Source organism: Amycolatopsis sp. NPDC006131 (assembly GCF_040614175.1).
Lineage (GTDB): Bacteria > Actinomycetota > Actinomycetes > Mycobacteriales > Pseudonocardiaceae > Amycolatopsis_E > Amycolatopsis_E tucumanensis.
On sequence record NZ_JBEXTX010000035.1, the window covers coordinates 1 to 17,579 of the forward strand.

At 71.5% G+C, this 17,579-nt stretch carries 20 protein-coding genes; 8 read left to right on the top strand and 12 right to left on the bottom strand.

Features of this window, described 5'->3' with window-relative positions; genetic code table 11:
* Window positions 1-1,533: 1,533 nt before the first annotated feature.
* Window positions 1,534-2,274, bottom strand: a complete 741-nt coding sequence (locus ABZ215_RS19460) for a GGDEF domain-containing protein (protein ID WP_020422218.1) — start codon at window positions 2,272-2,274, stop codon at window positions 1,534-1,536.
* Between the two features lie 164 nt (window positions 2,275-2,438).
* On the opposite strand from ABZ215_RS19460, the gene ABZ215_RS19465 reads away from it, so the two are divergent.
* Window positions 2,439-3,146, top strand: a complete 708-nt coding sequence (locus ABZ215_RS19465) for a flavin reductase family protein (protein WP_354950686.1) — start codon at window positions 2,439-2,441, stop codon at window positions 3,144-3,146.
* Here the strand turns inward: ABZ215_RS19465 and ABZ215_RS19470 are convergent.
* Complete coding sequence (locus tag ABZ215_RS19470; RefSeq protein WP_354950614.1) at window positions 3,130-4,830, bottom strand: bifunctional metallophosphatase/5'-nucleotidase; 1,701 nt, start codon at window positions 4,828-4,830, stop codon at window positions 3,130-3,132. The genes ABZ215_RS19465 and ABZ215_RS19470 overlap by 17 nt on opposite strands.
* Window positions 4,831-5,001: 171 nt before the next feature.
* Here ABZ215_RS19470 and ABZ215_RS19475 point away from each other — a divergent pair, with 171 nt between their 5' ends.
* Complete coding sequence (locus ABZ215_RS19475; protein WP_354950616.1) at window positions 5,002-5,631, top strand: VanZ family protein; 630 nt, start codon at window positions 5,002-5,004, stop codon at window positions 5,629-5,631.
* Here ABZ215_RS19475 and ABZ215_RS19480 read toward each other — a convergent pair.
* The 4 genes from ABZ215_RS19480 to ABZ215_RS19495 form a co-directional block, all read right to left on the bottom strand.
* Window positions 5,566-5,748 carry a hypothetical protein gene (locus ABZ215_RS19480; protein WP_020422222.1) on the bottom strand — a complete coding sequence of 61 codons (183 nt, stop codon included), beginning with the start codon at window positions 5,746-5,748 and terminating at the stop codon, window positions 5,566-5,568. The genes ABZ215_RS19475 and ABZ215_RS19480 overlap by 66 nt on opposite strands.
* A gap of 34 nt (window positions 5,749-5,782) precedes the next feature.
* Complete coding sequence (locus ABZ215_RS19485) at window positions 5,783-6,457, bottom strand: class I SAM-dependent methyltransferase (protein WP_354950618.1); 675 nt, start codon at window positions 6,455-6,457, stop codon at window positions 5,783-5,785.
* Between the two features lie 18 nt (window positions 6,458-6,475).
* Window positions 6,476-7,465 (bottom strand): class I SAM-dependent methyltransferase, encoded by a 990-nt coding sequence (locus tag ABZ215_RS19490; protein WP_354950620.1) that lies wholly within the window; start codon window positions 7,463-7,465, stop codon window positions 6,476-6,478.
* A 135-nt stretch (window positions 7,466-7,600) separates the two neighbouring features.
* Window positions 7,601-7,969 carry a VOC family protein gene (locus ABZ215_RS19495; RefSeq protein ID WP_354950622.1) on the bottom strand — a complete coding sequence of 123 codons (369 nt, stop codon included), beginning with the start codon at window positions 7,967-7,969 and terminating at the stop codon, window positions 7,601-7,603.
* Between ABZ215_RS19495 and mug the strand changes: the two genes are divergently transcribed.
* The 4 genes from mug (at window position 7,968) to ABZ215_RS19515 (ending at window position 12,044) form a co-directional block, all read left to right on the top strand.
* The gene (gene mug, locus ABZ215_RS19500; protein WP_354950624.1) at window positions 7,968-8,522 is read left to right on the top strand and encodes a G/U mismatch-specific DNA glycosylase; all 555 of its coding nucleotides are present in this window, start codon (window positions 7,968-7,970) and stop codon (window positions 8,520-8,522) included. The two genes, ABZ215_RS19495 and mug, sit on opposite strands and share 2 nt — an antisense overlap.
* Before the next feature lie 201 nt (window positions 8,523-8,723).
* Window positions 8,724-9,497 carry a response regulator transcription factor gene (locus tag ABZ215_RS19505; protein WP_354950626.1) on the top strand — a complete coding sequence of 258 codons (774 nt, stop codon included), beginning with the start codon at window positions 8,724-8,726 and terminating at the stop codon, window positions 9,495-9,497.
* 129 nt (window positions 9,498-9,626) lie between these two features.
* Window positions 9,627-11,468: an acyl-CoA dehydrogenase gene (locus ABZ215_RS19510; RefSeq protein WP_020422228.1), complete on the top strand. Its 1,842-nt coding sequence runs from the start codon at window positions 9,627-9,629 to the stop codon at window positions 11,466-11,468.
* Between the two features lie 159 nt (window positions 11,469-11,627).
* The gene (locus ABZ215_RS19515) at window positions 11,628-12,044 is read left to right on the top strand and encodes a YciI family protein (protein ID WP_354950628.1); all 417 of its coding nucleotides are present in this window, start codon (window positions 11,628-11,630) and stop codon (window positions 12,042-12,044) included.
* Between the two features lie 14 nt (window positions 12,045-12,058).
* Here ABZ215_RS19515 and ABZ215_RS19520 read toward each other — a convergent pair whose 3' ends face one another.
* Together ABZ215_RS19520 and ABZ215_RS19525 are read right to left on the bottom strand one after the other, a co-directional pair.
* Entirely contained in the window at window positions 12,059-12,556 is a 498-nt protein-coding gene (locus ABZ215_RS19520) for an SRPBCC family protein (protein ID WP_354950630.1), read from the bottom strand.
* Window positions 12,553-12,873 carry a metalloregulator ArsR/SmtB family transcription factor gene (locus ABZ215_RS19525; RefSeq protein ID WP_020422231.1) on the bottom strand — a complete coding sequence of 107 codons (321 nt, stop codon included), beginning with the start codon at window positions 12,871-12,873 and terminating at the stop codon, window positions 12,553-12,555. Before ABZ215_RS19525 ends, ABZ215_RS19520 begins: the two co-directional genes overlap by 4 nt.
* A gap of 104 nt (window positions 12,874-12,977) precedes the next feature.
* Between ABZ215_RS19525 and ABZ215_RS19530 the strand changes: the two genes are divergently transcribed.
* Window positions 12,978-13,253 carry a transglycosylase gene (locus ABZ215_RS19530; protein WP_020422232.1) on the top strand — a complete coding sequence of 92 codons (276 nt, stop codon included), beginning with the start codon at window positions 12,978-12,980 and terminating at the stop codon, window positions 13,251-13,253.
* Window positions 13,254-13,305: 52 nt separating this feature from the next.
* Here the strand turns inward: ABZ215_RS19530 and ABZ215_RS19535 are convergent, their stop codons facing one another.
* Window positions 13,306-13,671, bottom strand: a complete 366-nt coding sequence (locus tag ABZ215_RS19535) for a hypothetical protein (protein WP_020422233.1) — start codon at window positions 13,669-13,671, stop codon at window positions 13,306-13,308.
* 79 nt (window positions 13,672-13,750) lie between these two features.
* Between ABZ215_RS19535 and ABZ215_RS19540 the strand changes: the two genes are divergently transcribed.
* Window positions 13,751-14,440 carry a leucine-rich repeat domain-containing protein gene (locus ABZ215_RS19540; protein ID WP_354950632.1) on the top strand — a complete coding sequence of 230 codons (690 nt, stop codon included), beginning with the start codon at window positions 13,751-13,753 and terminating at the stop codon, window positions 14,438-14,440.
* 2 nt (window positions 14,441-14,442) lie between these two features.
* On the opposite strand, the gene ABZ215_RS19545 is transcribed toward ABZ215_RS19540, so the two are convergent.
* Genes ABZ215_RS19545 through ABZ215_RS19555 form a run of 3 tightly spaced genes read right to left on the bottom strand, consistent with a single transcriptional unit; the run spans window position 14,443 to window position 17,537 of the window.
* Window positions 14,443-15,261, bottom strand: a complete 819-nt coding sequence (locus ABZ215_RS19545) for a maleylpyruvate isomerase family mycothiol-dependent enzyme (RefSeq protein WP_354950634.1) — start codon at window positions 15,259-15,261, stop codon at window positions 14,443-14,445.
* 33 nt (window positions 15,262-15,294) lie between these two features.
* Window positions 15,295-17,226, bottom strand: a complete 1,932-nt coding sequence (locus ABZ215_RS19550) for a VanW family protein (RefSeq protein WP_354950636.1) — start codon at window positions 17,224-17,226, stop codon at window positions 15,295-15,297.
* Between the two features lie 17 nt (window positions 17,227-17,243).
* A complete protein-coding gene (locus ABZ215_RS19555) occupies window positions 17,244-17,537 on the bottom strand; it encodes a co-chaperone GroES (protein ID WP_051079572.1) in 294 nt (97 codons plus the stop codon).
* Window positions 17,538-17,579 lie beyond the last annotated feature (42 nt).

Sequence of the window (17,579 nt, forward strand, 5' to 3'; positions counted from 1 at the left end):
GCGTCGGCGCGGTCGGGCTGGGGTGCACGGCGGGCAGGAGCCGCCGCGCCGTTCGGGGCCTCGACGAAGCCGCTCGGATGCACTGGGGCAGCGGCACCGCCGGAAGGCTTCGGCACGCTCGGGCGGCGCGGGGCCTCCGCACGGACGGAAGGCTGCGGGATCTCGGCGAAACCGCTCGGGTGCCGGGGAGCCTCCGCACGGCCGGAGGGCTGCACCTCGGCGAAACCGCTCGGGTGCCGCGCGTCGGCGCGGTCGGGCTGGGGTGCACGGCGGGCAGGAGCCGCCGCGCCGTTCGAGGCCTCCGCGAAACCGCTTGGGTGGCGTGGCGCTTCGGCAGGGGGCTGGGGTGCTTCCAGGAAGCTGCTCGGGTGCCGGGCGTCAGCGCGGCTCGCCGGCTGGGGGGCGCCGTTCCGGCGGGCTGGTTCGGCGGGACGGCTCGGCGCAGCCGCGCGGTTCGAGGGCTGCGCCTCGGCGAAACCGCCGGTGTGGCGACCCGGCGCAGCAGCCCGGCTCGACGGCTCCGGCGCCTCCGCGAAACCACTCGCGTGCCGTGCGTCGGTGCGGGGCGGGGTCTTCGTGAAGCCGCTCGGGTGCGCGGCACCGTTCGAGGACTCCGGCGCCTCGGCAAAGCCCCCGGTGTGGCGACCCGGCGCCGCAGCCCGGCTCGACGGCTCCGACGGCTCCGCGAAACCACTCGCGTGCCGTGCGTCGGCGCGAGGCGGGGTCTTCGTGAAGCCGCTCGGGTGCGCGGCACCGTTCGACGGCTCCGGCGCCTCGGCAAAGCCCCCGGTGTGGCGGCCCGGCGCCCCAGCCCGGCCCGATGGCTCTGGCGCTTCGGCGAAACCACCTGCGTGGCGGCCCGGCGCAGCAGCCCGGCCCGAGGGCTCCGGTCCCTCCGCGGCACCGGGTAGCGGCTTCGGGGCGAAACCGTTCGGGGTCTCGGGCGAGACCTCACCAGCTGGCGCAACCGCGCCGCGGCGTGGGGGTACGGCTCGGCGGGGCTGCTGGGCGGGCGGCAGGGGCGCGCCTGCCGTGCGGCCGGTTGCCGGGGAGCGGCGTTGCGGTGGGGGCTCCGGCGCGCGCGGCTCCGGGCGGGCCGGGGGTGCGCTCCGCCGCGCCACCGGCGGCGCCTGGTCCGCGGGCGCCGTGTGCGCGTTCGACCGGGCGCCATCGAACCTCGGGCGGTATCCGGTGTGCTGGGCTACCAGATCCGAAACGTTGATGCCGCCGTGCGTGTCCAGGGAACGCCTGCGTCGCCGGCCGTTGGGGGCGTCGTCATCGGCTCTGTGACCGGGGCCTGCGGCGTGGTCGTCTGGCACCCGGTCTCCTCTCCCTCGGTCGCGCCGGCCCGCCGGGAGGGGACCGTCTCAGTGATCATCGCCGGGACGGCGAGCATCGTTATCGTAGAGATACTCGCGGGTCCTGACGACACCCTCCTGCTGATTTTTTTACATAGCGTGCGCCAAAGCGGGCCGAGTGCGACAAACGGGGTGATGCCGCACACCGGCAAAACGGGGAAACGACCGCCGCCAATTACTGACAGTGCTCAAGCACGCGGACTCCGCCGCGTTCGCGGTACGCGACCCGGTTGCGCCCGGCGTGCTTCGCGGCGTAAAGGAGGTCGTCGGCCATCCGCAGCTGCTCCGGGCCGCTCACCGGCTCGTGCGAAACACCCACGCTGATCGTCACGCCGAGCCCGGGGCAAATCTCTGACCAGGCGTGTTGCGCCACCCGGCGCCGGGCGTGCTCGGCTATCCGCAGCGCCGTCCCCGGCTGGACCTCCGGCAGCACGAGCATGAACTCCTCGCCGCCGTAACGCGCGCAAAACCCCGGCGCGGGCACGCCTTCGCGCAACAACTCGGCCACCCGTCGCAACACCTGGTCACCGATCAAGTGACCGAACGTGTCATTGACGCTTTTGAACAGATCGATGTCGATCAACGCGACCGCCAACGGGGTCCGCGCGTCCCCGAGCAGGTCGGCGAGCCGGTTGTCCAGGTAACGGCGGTTGTAGACCGCGGTCAGCGCGTCCCGCAGGCTTTCCTCGCGGGCCTGGGCGCGCTCGCGGCGGAGGCGGTCGAACTCACGGCGCAACTGCTCCGGGATCTGCGGACGGGCGGTGCGCGCGATGCCCAGCGCTGTCCTCAGGTGCTCGTAGGCCGTGCGGAAGTCGCCCTGCGAGGCGTGCAGTTCCGCGATAGCCTCGTGCAGGCTCAGCAGGTCGGTCTCGTCCGGCCGTGCCCGCTCCGAGGTCACCCGTTCCACCTCCGTCATTCAAGTCATGTCGTCTGGTTAGACGCGCGGCTTGAGCAATCGATACGGGCCAACACGAATATCGCTCAATGGGACGACCGGGGATCGCTCTCCGTGGCGAACGACGCGTCCGTTTCCCGCCAGCGGCGCCATCGGTGGATCGTGAAGCTGAAACCGTGACACACGTGGAGATCGAGCCGAACATCCTGTACTTCGGCACGCCGGTGGTGCTCGTCAGCACGGCCGGCGAAACCCCCAACCTCGCCCCGATCTCGTCGGCGTTCTGGCTAGGCTGGCGCGCGATCATCGGCATCGGCGCCCGGTCGCAGACCGCCCGGAACCTGCGGCGCACCAGGGAGTGCGTGCTGAACCTGCCATCCGTGTGCGAGGTCGACGCGGTCGACCGGCTCGCCCGCACCACCGGCACCGCCGCGGTCCCGGAATCCAAGCTGCGCCGGGGATACCGCTACGAGGCGGACAAGTTCGGCGTGGCCGGCCTGACCGCCGTGCCGTCGTCGACGGTGGCGCCGCCGCGCGTCGCGGAGTGCCCGGTGGCCATGGAGGCGGTCGTGGAAGCGATCCACCCGGTCGCGGCGGACGACGAAGCGCAGCTCGGCAGCATCCTGTGCTTCGAACTGCGGGTGCAGAAGGTCCACGTGCACGACGAGATCCGCATGCCCGGCACGACCGACCGGATCGACCCGGACCGGTGGCGGCCGCTGATCATGAGCTTCCAGGAGTTCTACGGGCTCGGCGGGAAACTGCGCCGCTCGGAACTGGCCCAGATCCCGGAGGTCCTGTACCGCAGCCCGGACGTCGACCGCGCGAAAACCGGTGTGCGGCCCGGGCAACCCGAGCCGCACACCGGCAACGGAACTACGCGACGACGGTGATCCGGTCGGCCGGGGGCGGCGTGACCGGCGAGTGTGCGCCGAAGTACGCGATCAGCGCGTCCAGGTCCACGGGGCCGCCGGCGAGGTCGGTGCCCTTGGTGAACTCGGTGAAGCCGTCCCCGCCGCCGGCGAGGAAGTTGTTCACCGACACCCGGTAGGTGGCCGCCGGGTCGACCGGCGTGCCGTTCACCGTGATGTCCCGCACCTTCGACCCGACCGGCGCGGACGCCGAGTAGGTGTAGTGCAGCGACGACGAGATCTGCAGGATCCGCGTGGTGGTGGCGGTCCACTGCTGCTCGAGCACGTTCTTCAGGTTCGCGCCGGTCAGCGTGATGGTCTGCATGATGTTCCCGAACGGCTGCACGGTGAACGCCTCGCCGTAGGTCACCACGCCGTCGCCCTCGCCAGCGGGCGAGGACGCGTAGTTGAGGTCGGCGCGGATGCCGCCCGGGTTGGTGATGGCGATCTGCGCGCCGTTGGCGGCGGTGGCCTCGAGCTGCGCGTCGGCGATCACGTCGCCGAGTGCCGACTCGCCGGACGCGGCGCCGGCCGCCTTCAGGTCGCCGGTGATGGTCCCGATCTGCTCGTTCGCGATCGGCGCCGCCTTGGTCACGGCCTCGTCGACCAGCTTGGCCACGGCCGGGTCGGGCGTGACGTCGCGGGTGACGATCTCGTTGTGCGCCACGGTCGCGCCGCGCACCACGTCCCGGGTGCGCTTGTCGATCTTGAGGTCGACGACCGACAGCAGGCGGCCGAACGACAGGCCCTGGATCACCGGGCGCGGATTGCCCGCGGGGTCCGCGATCGAGCAGTTGTACTGCTGGTGGCTGTGGCCGGTGAAGATCGCGTCGACGCTCGCCGAGACGCCCTTCGCGATCTGGCTGGCCGGGCCGGGGCTGACGGTGCAGGAGTCCGGGCCGCCGCCCTGCGTGTTGTCGCCCTGGTGCAGGAGCACGACCTGGGCCTTGATGCCGAGCCGGTCGAGCCAGCCGGAGGTCCGGTTGATGGCCTCGACCTCGTCGCCGAACTCCAAGCCCTTGATCGCCTCGGCCGAGACGACGGTCGGCAGGTCCTTCAGCGTGGCGCCGATGACGCCGATCGGCTGACCGCCGGAGAACTCGACGGTGAACGGCAGCAGCGCGGGCGCGCCGTTGTCGAAGTACACGTTGGAGCCGAGGAACGGGAACTCGGCGCCGCGGTAGGTGTCGCGGAACTGGCAGCCGTCGGTCGGGTGGCAGCCGCCGAACTGCATGCGCTGCAGTTCCTGGTAGCCCTCGTCGAACTCGTGGTTGCCGACGACGGAGGCCTGCACGCCCATCTCGTTGAGGAACTCGATGGTCGGCTCGTCGTGGAACAACGCGGAGGCCACCGGCGAGGCGCCGACGTTGTCGCCCGCGGACAGCAGGATCGAGTTCCTGACCTCGCTCTCCAGCTGCTTGACGTGCGTGGCCAGGTAGGCCGCGCCGCCGGCGTTGACGGTCGAGCCGTCGGGCAGGGTGACCCGGCCGGACGAGCCGGACGGCGGTTCGAGGTTGCCGTGGAAGTCGTTGAAGGTGATCAGCCGGACGTCGGTGGTGCCGGACGGCTGGGCCGCGGATGCGGGCGCGGCCGAAACCGCGACGGCGGCCAGCGCCGCGGCGGTGGCCGCTACGCAGCGTCGCAGCACGCGAGGTGAAGGGGACATCTTTCCTCCGGTCAGGGGCGTACCGGCGCGATCTAACCTCCGCGGCGCAACGACCACCAGGCCCGAAAGGTGGAAGCCCGGTGAAATGTCGGCCGTTCGGCCGATGCCGGTGATCGTCGCCGGGCTTCTCGGCCGATCCGGCGGGCCAGCTGGTCGCCATAACGTCGAAGCATGACGACAGCGCAGGTCAACGCACTCCACTTCGGACTGATCGGGTTCCTCGCCATCTGGGGGACCGTGCTGGTCCCGCAACTGGTGCTGCAGCACGTCCGGTTCGGGCGGATCGTGCCGGGGCGCGTCGTGACGACCGCCACGCTGATCGCCTACGCGTCGTTCGCGCTCGCCGTGACGTTCCTGCCGCTGCCGAGCGCGGGCGGGCGGCGGCTGGCCCAGACCATCCAGCTGGTGCCGTTCCAGTGGATCGCGGACGCGCGGCGGGAGGCGGTCGAGGACGGGATCAACGCGCTGTCCACGACGGCCTTCGAGCAGATGACCCTGAACGTGCTGCTGTTCGTGCCACTGGGGTTGTTCGCGCGGCTGCTGTGGAAGCGGGGGTTCACCGGGGGCGTGCTGCTCGGCTTCGCGATCTCGCTGGCCGTGGAGATCACGCAGCTCACCGCGAACTTCGGGACCGCGCCGTTCCAGTACCGGATCTTCGACGTCGACGACCTGATCACCAACACGACGGGCGCCGCACTCGGCTGGATCGCCGCCACGCTGTTCCTGGTGCTGCGGTCAGCCGTCCAGCCGGTCCGCGAGCCTGCGCGGCGCGAGCGGGTCCACCTCACCGAGGCGCGCTAGGGCCGCGGCCCGCTGGTGGGCCTTGCGCCTGGCCGCCCGGCGGTCCTCCCAGGTGACGACCACGCCGGCCGCCAGGAAGACCAGGACTACGAGCCCGAGGACGATCGCGAATTCCACGCCGCCTCCTTTGGCGTCGTGCTTGTGTGGCAGATCACATACCGTACTCGGGTCGTGGTGAATCCGCCACCTCCGTCCGTTTCGCGGCGAACCAGCGGTGGTCCGGGGTGCACCAGTGGGAGAAGCGGAGACCGGCTTCGGCGAGGCGGTCCCGCAGCTCGGACTCGGTCAGCCGCCGGGCGGTGAACGGCTGCTCCCACGACCGCCCACGCGCCTGGTAGCGGACGGTCGCGCTCAGGAGCGGCCCGTCGCGGCTGATGCCGGAGAGGCTGACCAGCACCTCGCCGAGCCGGCCGCCGCCCTCGGTGACGGTGTCGAACCAGGACGGCGGGTGCCACTCGACGAGCGCGACGCCGCCACCGGCCAGGTGCCGCGCCACCGTCGCGAGCAGGGCGCCGCTGTCCGGCTGGTTCACGAGGTGGCTGGCCAGCAGGACGACCGGGAAGCGCCGCCCGAGGTCGAGGTCCTCGATGCTCGCCTGGACCGTCTCGGCGCCGCGGACGTGCGCCAGCATCTCCGGCGAGTCGTCGACCGCGGTGACCGGGTGGCCCAGCGCGACCAGCCGGTGGGCGATGCGGCCGGTGCCGCAGCCCAGGTCGAGCACCGCGGCGCCCGGCGGGGCCGCCGGGTGCACGATCTCCGCTTCGCCTGCCGGGGGCAGCAGGCGGTAGACCTCGACCGGGGAGCCGTCGGCGGTGGTGGCGTCCATGCGGCCAGTGTCGGCCGGTCAGGGCCGCAGGCGCCAGAGCGACACCACCTCCCGGGACCGCGCCTCCGCGAGCGGGTCCCCGCCAGGGAACCGCCGGCGCGGCGCGTCCAGCCGGTCCACCACGGTGAGGCCCGCGGCGGCGAACCGGGTCAGCAGCTCGGCGCGGGTGCGCAGGCCGACCAGCTCCGCCAGGTCGGACAGGACCAGCCAGGCCTCGCCACCGGGCTCCAGGTGCGCGGCCACGCCGCCGAGGAAACCGGTCAGCATCCGGGATCCGGGGTCGAACACGGCGGCGTCCAGCGGGGAGTGCGCCGCGCCGGGCAGCCAGGGCGGGTTGCACACCACGAGGTCCGCGCGGCCCACCGGGAACAGGTCCGCCTCCACCACACGGACCTGGGGCAGCCCGAGCCGGCGCACGTTCTCCTCGGCGCACGACACCGCCGCCGGGGAGATGTCCGTCGCCACCACCTCCGGCACCCCGCGGCGCGCCAGGACCGCCGCGAGCACCCCGGTGCCCGTGCCGATGTCGAACGCCGTGCGGACCGCGGGCAGGGGCGCGCGGGCCACCAGCGAGACGTAGTCCTGGCGGGTCGGCGAGAACACGCCGTAGTGCGGGTGGATCCGCGCGCCCAGCGCGGCCACGGGCACGCCCTTCACCCGCCACTCGTGCGCGCTCAGCATGCCGAGCAGCTCGGTCAGCGGCACCAGTCCCGGCGCACCTCCTGCCGCCCGGACCGCGTCGCGCACGTCCGGCGCGCGCGGCAGGTCGATCCGCAGGTCGGGGCCGAGTTCGACCAGCAGCATGCCGAGCACCCGCGCCCGGTTCCGCCTGGACTGGCGGTAGCGGTAGAAATCCGCCGAGCGCGCGGGCAAGCGCCTGCCCATCGCGGCGAGCAGGCGGCGGGCGGCCGGAAAATCGTCGCGCCACAGCAGGCGGACGCCTTGGGACGCCAGCCGGACGGCTACTTCAGGGCGCAGGTCGGCGCCGACTTCGATGGGGGGTTCCACGGAAGGCTCCAGGGCAGGGAGCCGCCTTCGGGGGCACGGCCGTCCGAAGACGGCTCGAAGTGGGTGTCACAACGGCCGTCACACGGACGGCGCCCACCAGTCCAAGGCCACGCACACGCAGAACACCCCGACAGCCTAGCCCGCCTCGCGCGGCGGGAGCACGCAGAATTCGTTGCCCTCCGGGTCCGCCAGCACCACCCACGGCAGGCCGTCGTCGTCCGACAGCACCCGCGCGCCCAGCTCCACCAGCCGGGCGACCTCCTCGGCCTGGCTGCCGCCCTCCGGCGCCAGGTCCAGGTGCAGGCGGTTCTTCACGACCTTGTCCTCGCCGACCGGCTGGAACACCAGCATCTCCTGGTCGTCCGAGCCGACGTTCACGTACTCGACGCCCTTGTCGTCCCGCCAGCGCCGGATCTCCTGGTAGCCGAGCGCGCGCGACCAGAACCGCGCGAGCGCTTCGGCGTCGTGGCAGTCGACGGCGACGGCTAGTATCCGGCTTCGCATGGCTTCCTCCCGACCCACCAGAGAACAGCTCGCCGCAGCGGCGGGGACGACCATCCCGGACGTCCTCCGGCCCGGCCTGGACGTGCTGTTCTGCGGGATCAATCCCGGCCTCTACTCCGGCGCCACCGGTTACCACTTCGCCCGCCCCGGTAACCGCTTCTGGCCGGCGCTGCACGCGTCGGGCTTCACCCCGCGCCGGTTCGACCCCAGTGAGCAGGACGAACTGCTCGACCTCGGCCTCGGCATCACCAACGTCGTCAACCGCGCCACCGCCCGCGCCGACGAGCTGACCGACGAGGAGCTTCGCGCCGGCGGCGTCCGGCTCGCCGCGAAGGTCGCGGAGTACCGGCCGCGCTGGCTCGCGGTCGTCGGCATCACCGCGTTCCGGACGGCGTTCGGCCGTCCGAAGGCGACCGTGGGCCGCCAGCCGGATCCGCTCGGCGAAACACGCGTGTGGGTGCTGCCCAATCCGAGTGGTCTCAACGCACACTGGACCCCGGCGACACTCGCCGAAGCATTCGCCGACCTGCGGAACTCGGTTTACTCAGAGTAGTGCGCGACACAAGCGGGTGAACCCGCGTCACGCGGACGGCCCTGACGGGTCAGACAATTGACGGGTGTCGGTCGTGGCCGGTTCCAGCAGGGAGGATCGGGTCAAGGCGCCACGGAAGCCCGGGCGGACGTCGAGGGGGGCGGACCGTCCTGGCGGTGCTGCTCCCACGGCCGGCCTTGCCGAGACGAGGTTCTTTTCGTGATGACGCGCAGTAACGACCCCGGCAGGGTGCCGCAGGGACCACCGGCCGGCCGCAGCGTGGGTGTCGCCGCTGTGGACCCGGTGCCCATCTACCGCGAGGGCCTGTCCGGGCTCGTGCAGCGCACGCAGGGGATGCACTGGGCGGGACAGGCCATCAACCCGCACGGCGCGCTGCAGCTCGCCGAGCAGATCCACCCCGACGTCATCCTCGTGGACTCCGGACTCGACCCCCACGGGCACCTCAGCAAGCTGCTGATCGCCGGCGATCCGGCGCTGATCGTGATCGCGCTGGTCCGTGAGGCCAACCGCACCCCGGCGTTCCTGCACGACGCCATCGCGGCCGGCGTGCACGCCGCCATCCCGCGCTCGGCCGAGTCGCGCCGGCTGGTCGAGGGCATCCGCCGCGCCTACCTCGACCGCCGCTACGTCGACCCGTCGCTGGCCACCCTCGTGTCCGCGGCGCGCCAGTCCGCCAGCGCCGCCGCGGTGCGCCGCGCCCAGATGCCCTTGTCCCGCCGCGAGTACCAGGTGCTGCAGCTCGTCGCGGAGGGACTGGAGAACGCGGGCATCGCGAAGGTCCTCTACCTGTCCGTGGAAACCGTGCGCACGCACGTGAAGAGCATCCTGCGCAAGCTCTCCGCCCGTGACCGGACGCACGCCGTCACGATCGCCTTCCGCGCCGGGATCCTGGTGACCCAGCCCGACGACGGCCCCGAGCAGCGGGTCGCGCCCGGTTCGACGGCTCCCGGGGTGGTCGAGTACCGCTCCCGCTAGCCGATCCGTGCGTCACAACAGGCTGGTTTCCCTTGCCGCGGTTACCCACAGGTAATATCCTGATGTTACCGGCCAGTAGGGGACCAGCATGCGCCCAGCCGGAAACCCGATCGACAACGGAGCGACGACATGGGCCACTACAAGTCCAACGTGCGAGACCTCGAGTTCAACCTGTTCGAGGTCCTGAACGTCCAGGAGCGCCTCGGCAAGGGAGTCCTCGCGGACTCCGACGAGGAGACCGCGCGCGGCGCGCTGCAGGAACTCAACAACCTCGCGGTCGGCCCGCTGGCCGAGTCCTTCGCCGACGCCGACCGCAACCCGCCGGTGTACGACCCCAAGACGTTCTCGGCCACCCTGCCGGAGTCGTTCAAGAAGAGCTACCAGCAGCTCTGGGACGGCGAGTGGTGGCGGCTGGGCCTCACCAACGACCTCGGCGGCCTCGGCCTGCCCCCGACCGTGCAGTGGGCGGCGGCCGAGCTGATCCTCGGCGCCAACCCGGCCCTGTTCATGTACATGGCGGGCCCGAACTTCGCGATGATCCTCGACCGCAACGGCACCGAGGAGCAGAAGCGCTGGGCGCGGATCATGATCGACCGCGCCTGGGGCGCCACGATGGTCCTCACCGAGCCGGACGCCGGTTCCGACGTCGGCGCCGGCCGCACCAAGGCCGTGCTGCAGGAGGACGGCAGCTGGCACCTGGACGGCGTGAAGCGGTTCATCACCTCCGCCGACCAGGACATGACCGAGAACATCATGCACCTGGTGCTGGCCCGTCCCGAAGGTCCGGGCATCGAGGCCAAGCCGGGCACCAAGGGCCTGTCGCTGTTCCTCGTGCCGAAGTTCCACTTCGACACCAACACCGGTGAGCTGGGCGAGCGCAACGGCGCCTTCGTCACCAACGTCGAGCACAAGATGGGCCTGAAGGTCTCCACCACGTGCGAGCTGACCTTCGGCCAGCACGGCATTCCGGCCAAGGGCTGGCTGCTCGGCGAGGTGCACGACGGCATCGCGCAGATGTTCCAGGTCATCGAGTACGCCCGGATGATGGTCGGCACCAAGGCCATCGCCACGCTGTCCACCGGTTACCTGAACGCGCTGGAGTACGCCAAGGAGCGCGTCCAGGGCGCCGACCTGACCCAGATGACCGACAAGACCGCGCCGCGGGTCACCATCACGCACCACCCGGACGTGCGCCGGTCGCTGATGCTGCAGAAGGCCTACGCCGAGGGCCTGCGCGCCGTGTACCTCTACACCGCGTCCTTCCAGGACCAGGTGTGGACCGGCGAAGGCGACGAGCAGTCGCAGAAGCTGGCCGAGCGGGTCAACGACCTGCTGCTGCCGATCGTCAAGGGCGTCGGTTCCGAGCGCGCCACCGAGCAGCTCGTGCAGTCGCTGCAGACCCTGGGCGGCTCCGGCTTCCTGCAGGACTACCCGATCGAGCAGTACATCCGCGACGCGAAGATCGACTCGCTGTACGAGGGCACCACGGCCATCCAGTCGCAGGACTTCTTCTTCCGGAAGATCGTCCGCGACAAGGGCCAGGCGCTGGGGTACATCGCGAACGAGATCACCAAGTTCATCGAGTCCGAGGCGGGCAACGGCAGGCTGAAGAACGAGCGTGAGCTGCTCAAGCGCGCCCTGGAGGACGTGCAGGGCATGCTCGGCTCGATGATCGGCTACCTGACCTCGTCGCAGGAGGACGTCAAGAACCTGTACAAGGTCGGCCAGCACACCGTCCGGTTCCTGATGTCGGCCGGCGACCTGCTGGTGGGCTGGCAGCTGCTGCGCCAGGCCGAGATCGCGCTGACCAAGCTGGACGGCGCCTCGGCCAAGGACCAGGCGTTCTACCAGGGCAAGATCGCGGTGGCGTCGTTCTTCGCCAAGCAGGTGCTGCCCGAGCTGACCGCGCGCCGCGCGGTCGTCGAGGCCGCCGACAACGACCTCATGGAGGTTCCGGAGTCGGCGTTCTGATCTCCCCGTAGATCCCCTGTGGAAGGCCCCCTCGCCCAGCGCGAGGGGGCCTTTCGCGTGTTCGCCGAAAAAATCGGCGTCGGTGTCGAGAACCCGCGATCGGCTCCGTCCCCGGTGCGAACGCGGCCACAATGGGCGCACCACACCGAGGAGACGATCATGGCGAAGTATCTGCTGCTCAAGCACTACCGCGGTGCTCCGGCGGCGGTCAACGACGTGCCGATGGACCAGTGGGCGCCGGAGGAGATCACGGCGCATGTGCAGTACATGCGGGATTTCGCGGCCCGGTTGGAGGAGACCGGTGAGTTCGTCGACGGTCAGGCGCTGGCGCCGGAGGGCACGTGGGTGCGCTACGACGGGGAGGGGCGTCCGCCGGTGACCGATGGTCCGTTCCCGGAGACCAAGGACCTGATCGCCGGGTGGATGGTGATCGACGTGGACAGCCACGAGCGTGCGGTCGAGCTGGCCGGGGAACTGTCGGCGGCGCCCGGGGCGGGCGGGAAGCCGATCCACGAGTGGCTCGAGCTGCGCCCCTTCCTCGCCGAGCCGCCCGACGTGGCCCCCTGCCACGGATGATCGCTGACAGGGCGTCAGGACCAGGCCGGGTAGCGCTCGGCGACGGCCGCGTAGCGCTCCGGCCACGCGGGCGGCTCCGCGCCGGCCAGGTGGGCGGCCAGCCGGTCGAAGAAGGCGTGTGTGCCCGGGATGAAGCCCCGCGCGTTGCGCACTGACAGTCCCCGGTGGGTGAACTTCAGCAGGGTGCCGTCCGGCGTCTCGGACAGCTCGTAACGCACCACGCCGTCCTCGACGATGCGCTGGCGCCACTCGTGCTCGAACACGTGCGGCGGCTGCCACACGAGGATCCGCCCGGTCATGCGCTTGGCGTCGTCGGCCGCGGGCGGGTCCTCGGGCAGCATCTCGATGGTGCCTGCCTCGGTGTCCAGGACCGTTTCGCCGAACCACGCCCGCCGCTGCGCGGGATCGGTGATCGCGGCCCACACCGTCTCGATCGGGAAGGGCAGGTGGCGCTCGAAGCGGATGACCGCCGCCTCGCCGTCGGTTTCGATCGTGCCGTTCTCGGAGCTCACTCCTGGTGTCCTTCCTGGTTGCGCGCCAGGTGGCGCTCGAGGGAATCGAGGTGGCGCGCCCAGTAGCGGCGGTACCGGCCCAGCCACTTGTCGATCTCGGCCAGGCCGTCCGGGCGCAACGCGTAGATCCGGCGTTGCCCGTCCGGGCGAACTTCGACCAGTCCGACCTCCCGCAGGATCCGCAGGTGGCGGGACACGGCCGGCTGGGTGAGGCCGGGAAGCGCCGCGACCAGATCGCCCGCAGGCAGCTCGCCCTGGGCCAGAAGGTCCAGCAGGGTGCGCCGGCTGGGCTCGGCCACCGCTTCGAAGACGTCCACTCGCGAAGTATCACACAAGACGTATATAAGCGCCAGCAAATATGCGGGTTTGAAAGCGGCGCGGGAAGGTACCCCGGAAGCACACCGAAGCTGAAGGAGTTGCGATGACAATCGGTGGAATCATCAGCGCGATCGTCGTTGGTTTGATCATCGGCGCGCTCGGTCGGCTGATCGCACCCGGCAAGCAGGGGATTCCGATCTGGCTCACGATCATCGTCGGTATCGTCGCGGCGTTCATCGGCACCGCGATCGCGCGGGGCATCGGCTACGCGGACACCAAGGGCTTCGACTGGCTGGAGCTGATCACCCAGGTGGTCATCGCGGCGATCGGGGTCTCGCTGGTCAGCGGCATGTACGGCCGGCGAAAACTGACCAGGTAACGCATTCGGACGTGGTGCCCGGGAAGGTCCGCCTTCCCGGGCACGTTCGCGTTCAGGACCGGAACGCGGCACAGCCGACGGCCACGAACGACTGCTGCGGCGAGCGCCACAGCACCTCGGCCCACCGGTTGTCGGTCAGCTGCTTGCCCTCGGCTCCGACGCAGGTGTACTGCCCGCCCGTGACGACCTGCCCGCACGGCAGGTCCCGCTCCGGCGCGTGCACGCAGGTCGTGTAGTTCGTGCAGGTCAGCGTGTGCAGCAGCGCCGAACCGACGTCCGCGGCCGCCCGGATGTTCAGCTTGCAGCCGTTCTGCGGCGACGCGTGCACCAGGGCCGGCTCGCCCTCCGCGGCCGTGGCCGTCCCGGGCAGCACCACCACCGCCGCGGCCGCCGCCAGCAGGGCAAGGGACTTCTTCACGTGGATCCTCCCTCTCTCGAGAACGGTGACGGAGGGTATCGGAACGTACGCGGAGTGATCGCGCCGGTATGTTCGCCCGATGGACCTCGACCACCAGGGCCTCACCCGGCTGCCCGAGCTGCCCGCGGGCCTGGAGTACCTGAGCGCCTACGACAACGAGCTGACCGAGCTGCCGGACGAGTTGTGGGACCTCGACCGGCTGGCCGTGCTGAACCTGGCCGCGAACCGGCTGACCTCGATCCCGGCCGGCATCGCGCGGCTGACCTCGCTGCACACCCTCGACCTCGGCCACAACCAGCTCACCGAACTACCCCGCGAGCTGGGCGACCTGCCGAACCTGACCGAGTACCTGTACCTCTCGGACAACCGCCTGACGACACTGCCGGACTCGCTGACCCGGCTCGGCCGGCTGCGCTACCTGAGCGCGACGGACAACGGGCTGAAGTCGCTGCCCTCGGACCTCTCCGGCCTGCGTGAGCTGCGCGAACTACGCCTGTACCGCAACGACCTGCACGAGCTGCCGGACAGCATCGGCGAGCTGAGCAAGCTGCGGGAGCTGCACCTGCGCGGCAACCACCTCACCGAGCTGCCCGCGTCCGTCGGGAAGCTGCGCGACCTGCGGTACCTGGACCTGCGGGAGAACGAGCTGCGCACGCTGCCGGACGGGCTCGCCGAGCTGCCGCTGGTGAAGCTCGACCTGCGCTGGAACCGGTGGCTGGAGACCCCGGACTGGCTCGACGATCTCGACGACTGCCTCGTGCTGCGCTGAGATCAGGCGACCACGGCCAGCAGGGTGGTCACCGCCCCGGCGAGTTCGCGGTCGCCGTCGAGGCCCGCGCGACGGCGGGCCTCGTCGACGGAGATGCCCCGCGTGGCCAGGCGCCAGAAATCGCCGGGCCGCATGGTGACGGTGGCGGCGGGTTCGCCCCCGGCGGCCATCCGCCAGCGCTGCCCGTCCGACCTGGCGTGCCACGTCCCGCCGTCGGGGACGACGACCCGCACCACGGTGCCCTCCGGGCGAACCACGTCTCGCAGCGTGTGGGGCAGCGCGCGCATGAACGCGTCCAGCACCGGGCGCACCAGCTCGGGCTCGTCCGCGCCGGGCCGCCCCACCGCGTCCCGGATCTGTTGCTGGTGCACCCAGAACTCGGTGTACTCGCGCGCGATGTCCAACCACGCCGGGCTGGTGCCGGGACCGGCCCACGACACGTCCAGCATCGCCGGCGCGGTCAGGTCGAAGGACTCCCACAGCCGGTCGAGCTCGGGGCCGAGAACGGTGAGCAACTGGACGATCAGCTCGGGGCTGACCTGCCGCATCGCACGGACGAACTCGTCGTTGACCCGCGTCAGGTAGGCGGGCAGGGTCTCGTCGTTGGCGAACTTCGCCCCGGCGAAGCCGTCCCGGCCGCCGGACAACCGGCGCATGTAGTCGTTCAGGATGTGCCCGGCGAGGTCGTGCACCGTCCAGCCCGGGCACACCGTCGGCGCCGACCACTCCGCCGCGCTCAGCGAGCCCAGCAACCGCAGCAGTTCGCGACGCTCCCGGCCGAACAGCGGCCGCACGTCCAGCACCGGTCCGAAGATCTTCACCACCGGATGCTGACAGCGGCCCCGGCGGCTCCGCTACCGGATTTCCGTGCCGTGCCCCGGCTCGGAGCTCACCCCGAAACCACACAGCACGGCCGGCTTCGGGGCGTAGGTGACGGTCCTGGTGTCGCGGCGGACCTCCGCTCCGGTGGTCACGTCGTAGAGCACCCGGGTGTCGGTGGTGGTGAAGCCGGGGCGGCCGCCAGACGGGCGGCAGTCCGGACCGGGGCCGCCGGGCTGCAGCGGTGGCGGCCGGAAGTCCGAGAACGAACCGGTCGAGGACTCCACGCGGTACTGCTTGGTGCCCCAGATCTTCACCGTGACGCTGCCGCCGGACACCGACGCCTGGATCGCCACCCCGCTCTTGAGGCTGTCGGTGAACTTCAGGTCCACCGCCGCCCCGTCGGCGGTGATCGCGACGGCGTCCCGGCCCGCCGGGTAGCGGTCCAGGTGGTAGCTGTGCTCGGTGTGGCCCGCGTCGGTCAGGCCCGCGAAGTACGCCGCGTTGTAGAGGGTCGTCGCCAACTGCGACGAGCCGCCGCCGATGACCTCCGGGCCGAACCCGTCCTCGTTGACCGGCGCCGGGACGTACCCCTGCGACTGGCTGCGGGCGCCCACCCGCGCGTTGAGGCTGAACGTCTCACCGGGCCGCAGGATCGTGCCGTTCACCTTGTCCGCCATGATCCGCGCGTTCGTCGCGGCCGGGCCGGACAGCCCGCTGGTGGTGAACTCGCCGACGACCTCCTTGATGCCCAGCGCGTTCGCCTCCTCGGTCGTGGTCTGCGGGCGGGTCGTCTGGTAGCGCACCGCCAGGTCGCGGCCGTCCGGCTTGGCGAGGACATCCATCAACGGCTGGAACGTCCGGTTCCAGTCGATCTTGCGCGCGTCCTCGGACGGCTGGACGGCGGGCGCGCCACCGGCGAACACGATCTGCGCGTCCTTGCCGCGCTTCTCGGTGGACACCAGCGGGTCCCGCACCGCCTGCTGCAGCTTCCCCGGATCGGCCTCGACCCGCAGCGCGCCGCCGTCGGCCGGGCTGAACTTCAGGGCGGCGGCGATCGCGCTGGGCTTGAGCACCGCGTCGGCGCCGTCGCCGTGCAGCGTGACCGGCTTGGCGACCGCGGGCGCGACCAGCCGCTCCAGCGCCGAGTGCACCCCGGCCGAGGTGACCTTGACCGGCGTCAGCACGACCGGCAGCCGCACGCCGCTCTTGTCCAGCCAGGTCGCCCGCAGGATGTCCCCGGCGCCCTTGACGTCGACCAGGTCCTGCCCGTTCCTCGGCTCGATCGGGTACGGGTTCACCCCGCCGTCGGTGCCCGGGACCGTCACGAACCCGATGCTGCCCTCGGTGGGTGGGTGGTTGATGCGCTCGGCCGCCAGCCGCGCGATGGACTGGTGCAGCTTGTCCGGATCGGTGGACGTGACGACCCCGACCTCGCGGGTGCGGAAGAACGACGTGATCCGGTCGAGCGGGTCCAGCGGCTGGCGCCCGGCCTGCGCGACGGTCGACGACCAGTCGACGGTCAGGCCGGACCGCGCCGGGTCGAGCGTGGTGCGCACGTCCCCGGCCTCGACCGGGACCGGCGCGTTCAGGCGCGGGCCCAGCTCGCGGCGCAGCTTCGCCTCGGCGTCCTCCCGGCTGAGCCCGCCGACCTCGACACCGGCGACCGTGACGCCGCGCGGCACGTCACCGGCGCTGACGATCAGGTCCGCGCCGTAGAGGATGACCCCGACGCCCAGCAGGCAGCCGGCGACCATGAACGCGCGGGCCAGGAAGCGCTTGCCGGGCGACGGTGGTGCCGCGGGCGCATCGCCGACCTCGAGCAGCTCCCCGACCAGGGCGTCCTCGGTCGCGTCGAGCGGTTCGTCCAGCAGGAACTCGGCGGGCGGACGCGGTCCGACCGCGGTCTCGGCGTCCCGGAGGGAATCAGGGTCCCGCTCCGGCCAGTACTGGTCCTCCCGCCCCACGCTTCCTCCCGGACGCGTTACAAGTACAGGCCCGTCCCGTGCTCCGTGCGCTCGGTGGCCACCGCGTGGATGTCGCGCTCCCGCATCACCAGGTACGCCTCGCCCTGGACCTCGACCTCGAGCTGGTCCTCGGGGTTGAACAGCACGCGGTCGCCGACCTTCACGTTGCGTACATTACTGCCTACCCCCAGTACGTCGCCCCACGCGAGACGGCGCGCCACCTGAGCGGTCGCCGGAATCACGATGCCGCCGCTGCTGCGGCGCTCTCCCTCCTCCGCGGAGACCCGGACGAGGACGCGATCGTGCAGCATCTGGATTTCCAGCTTCGCCGCGGCGTCCGGCAGGTTCTTGGC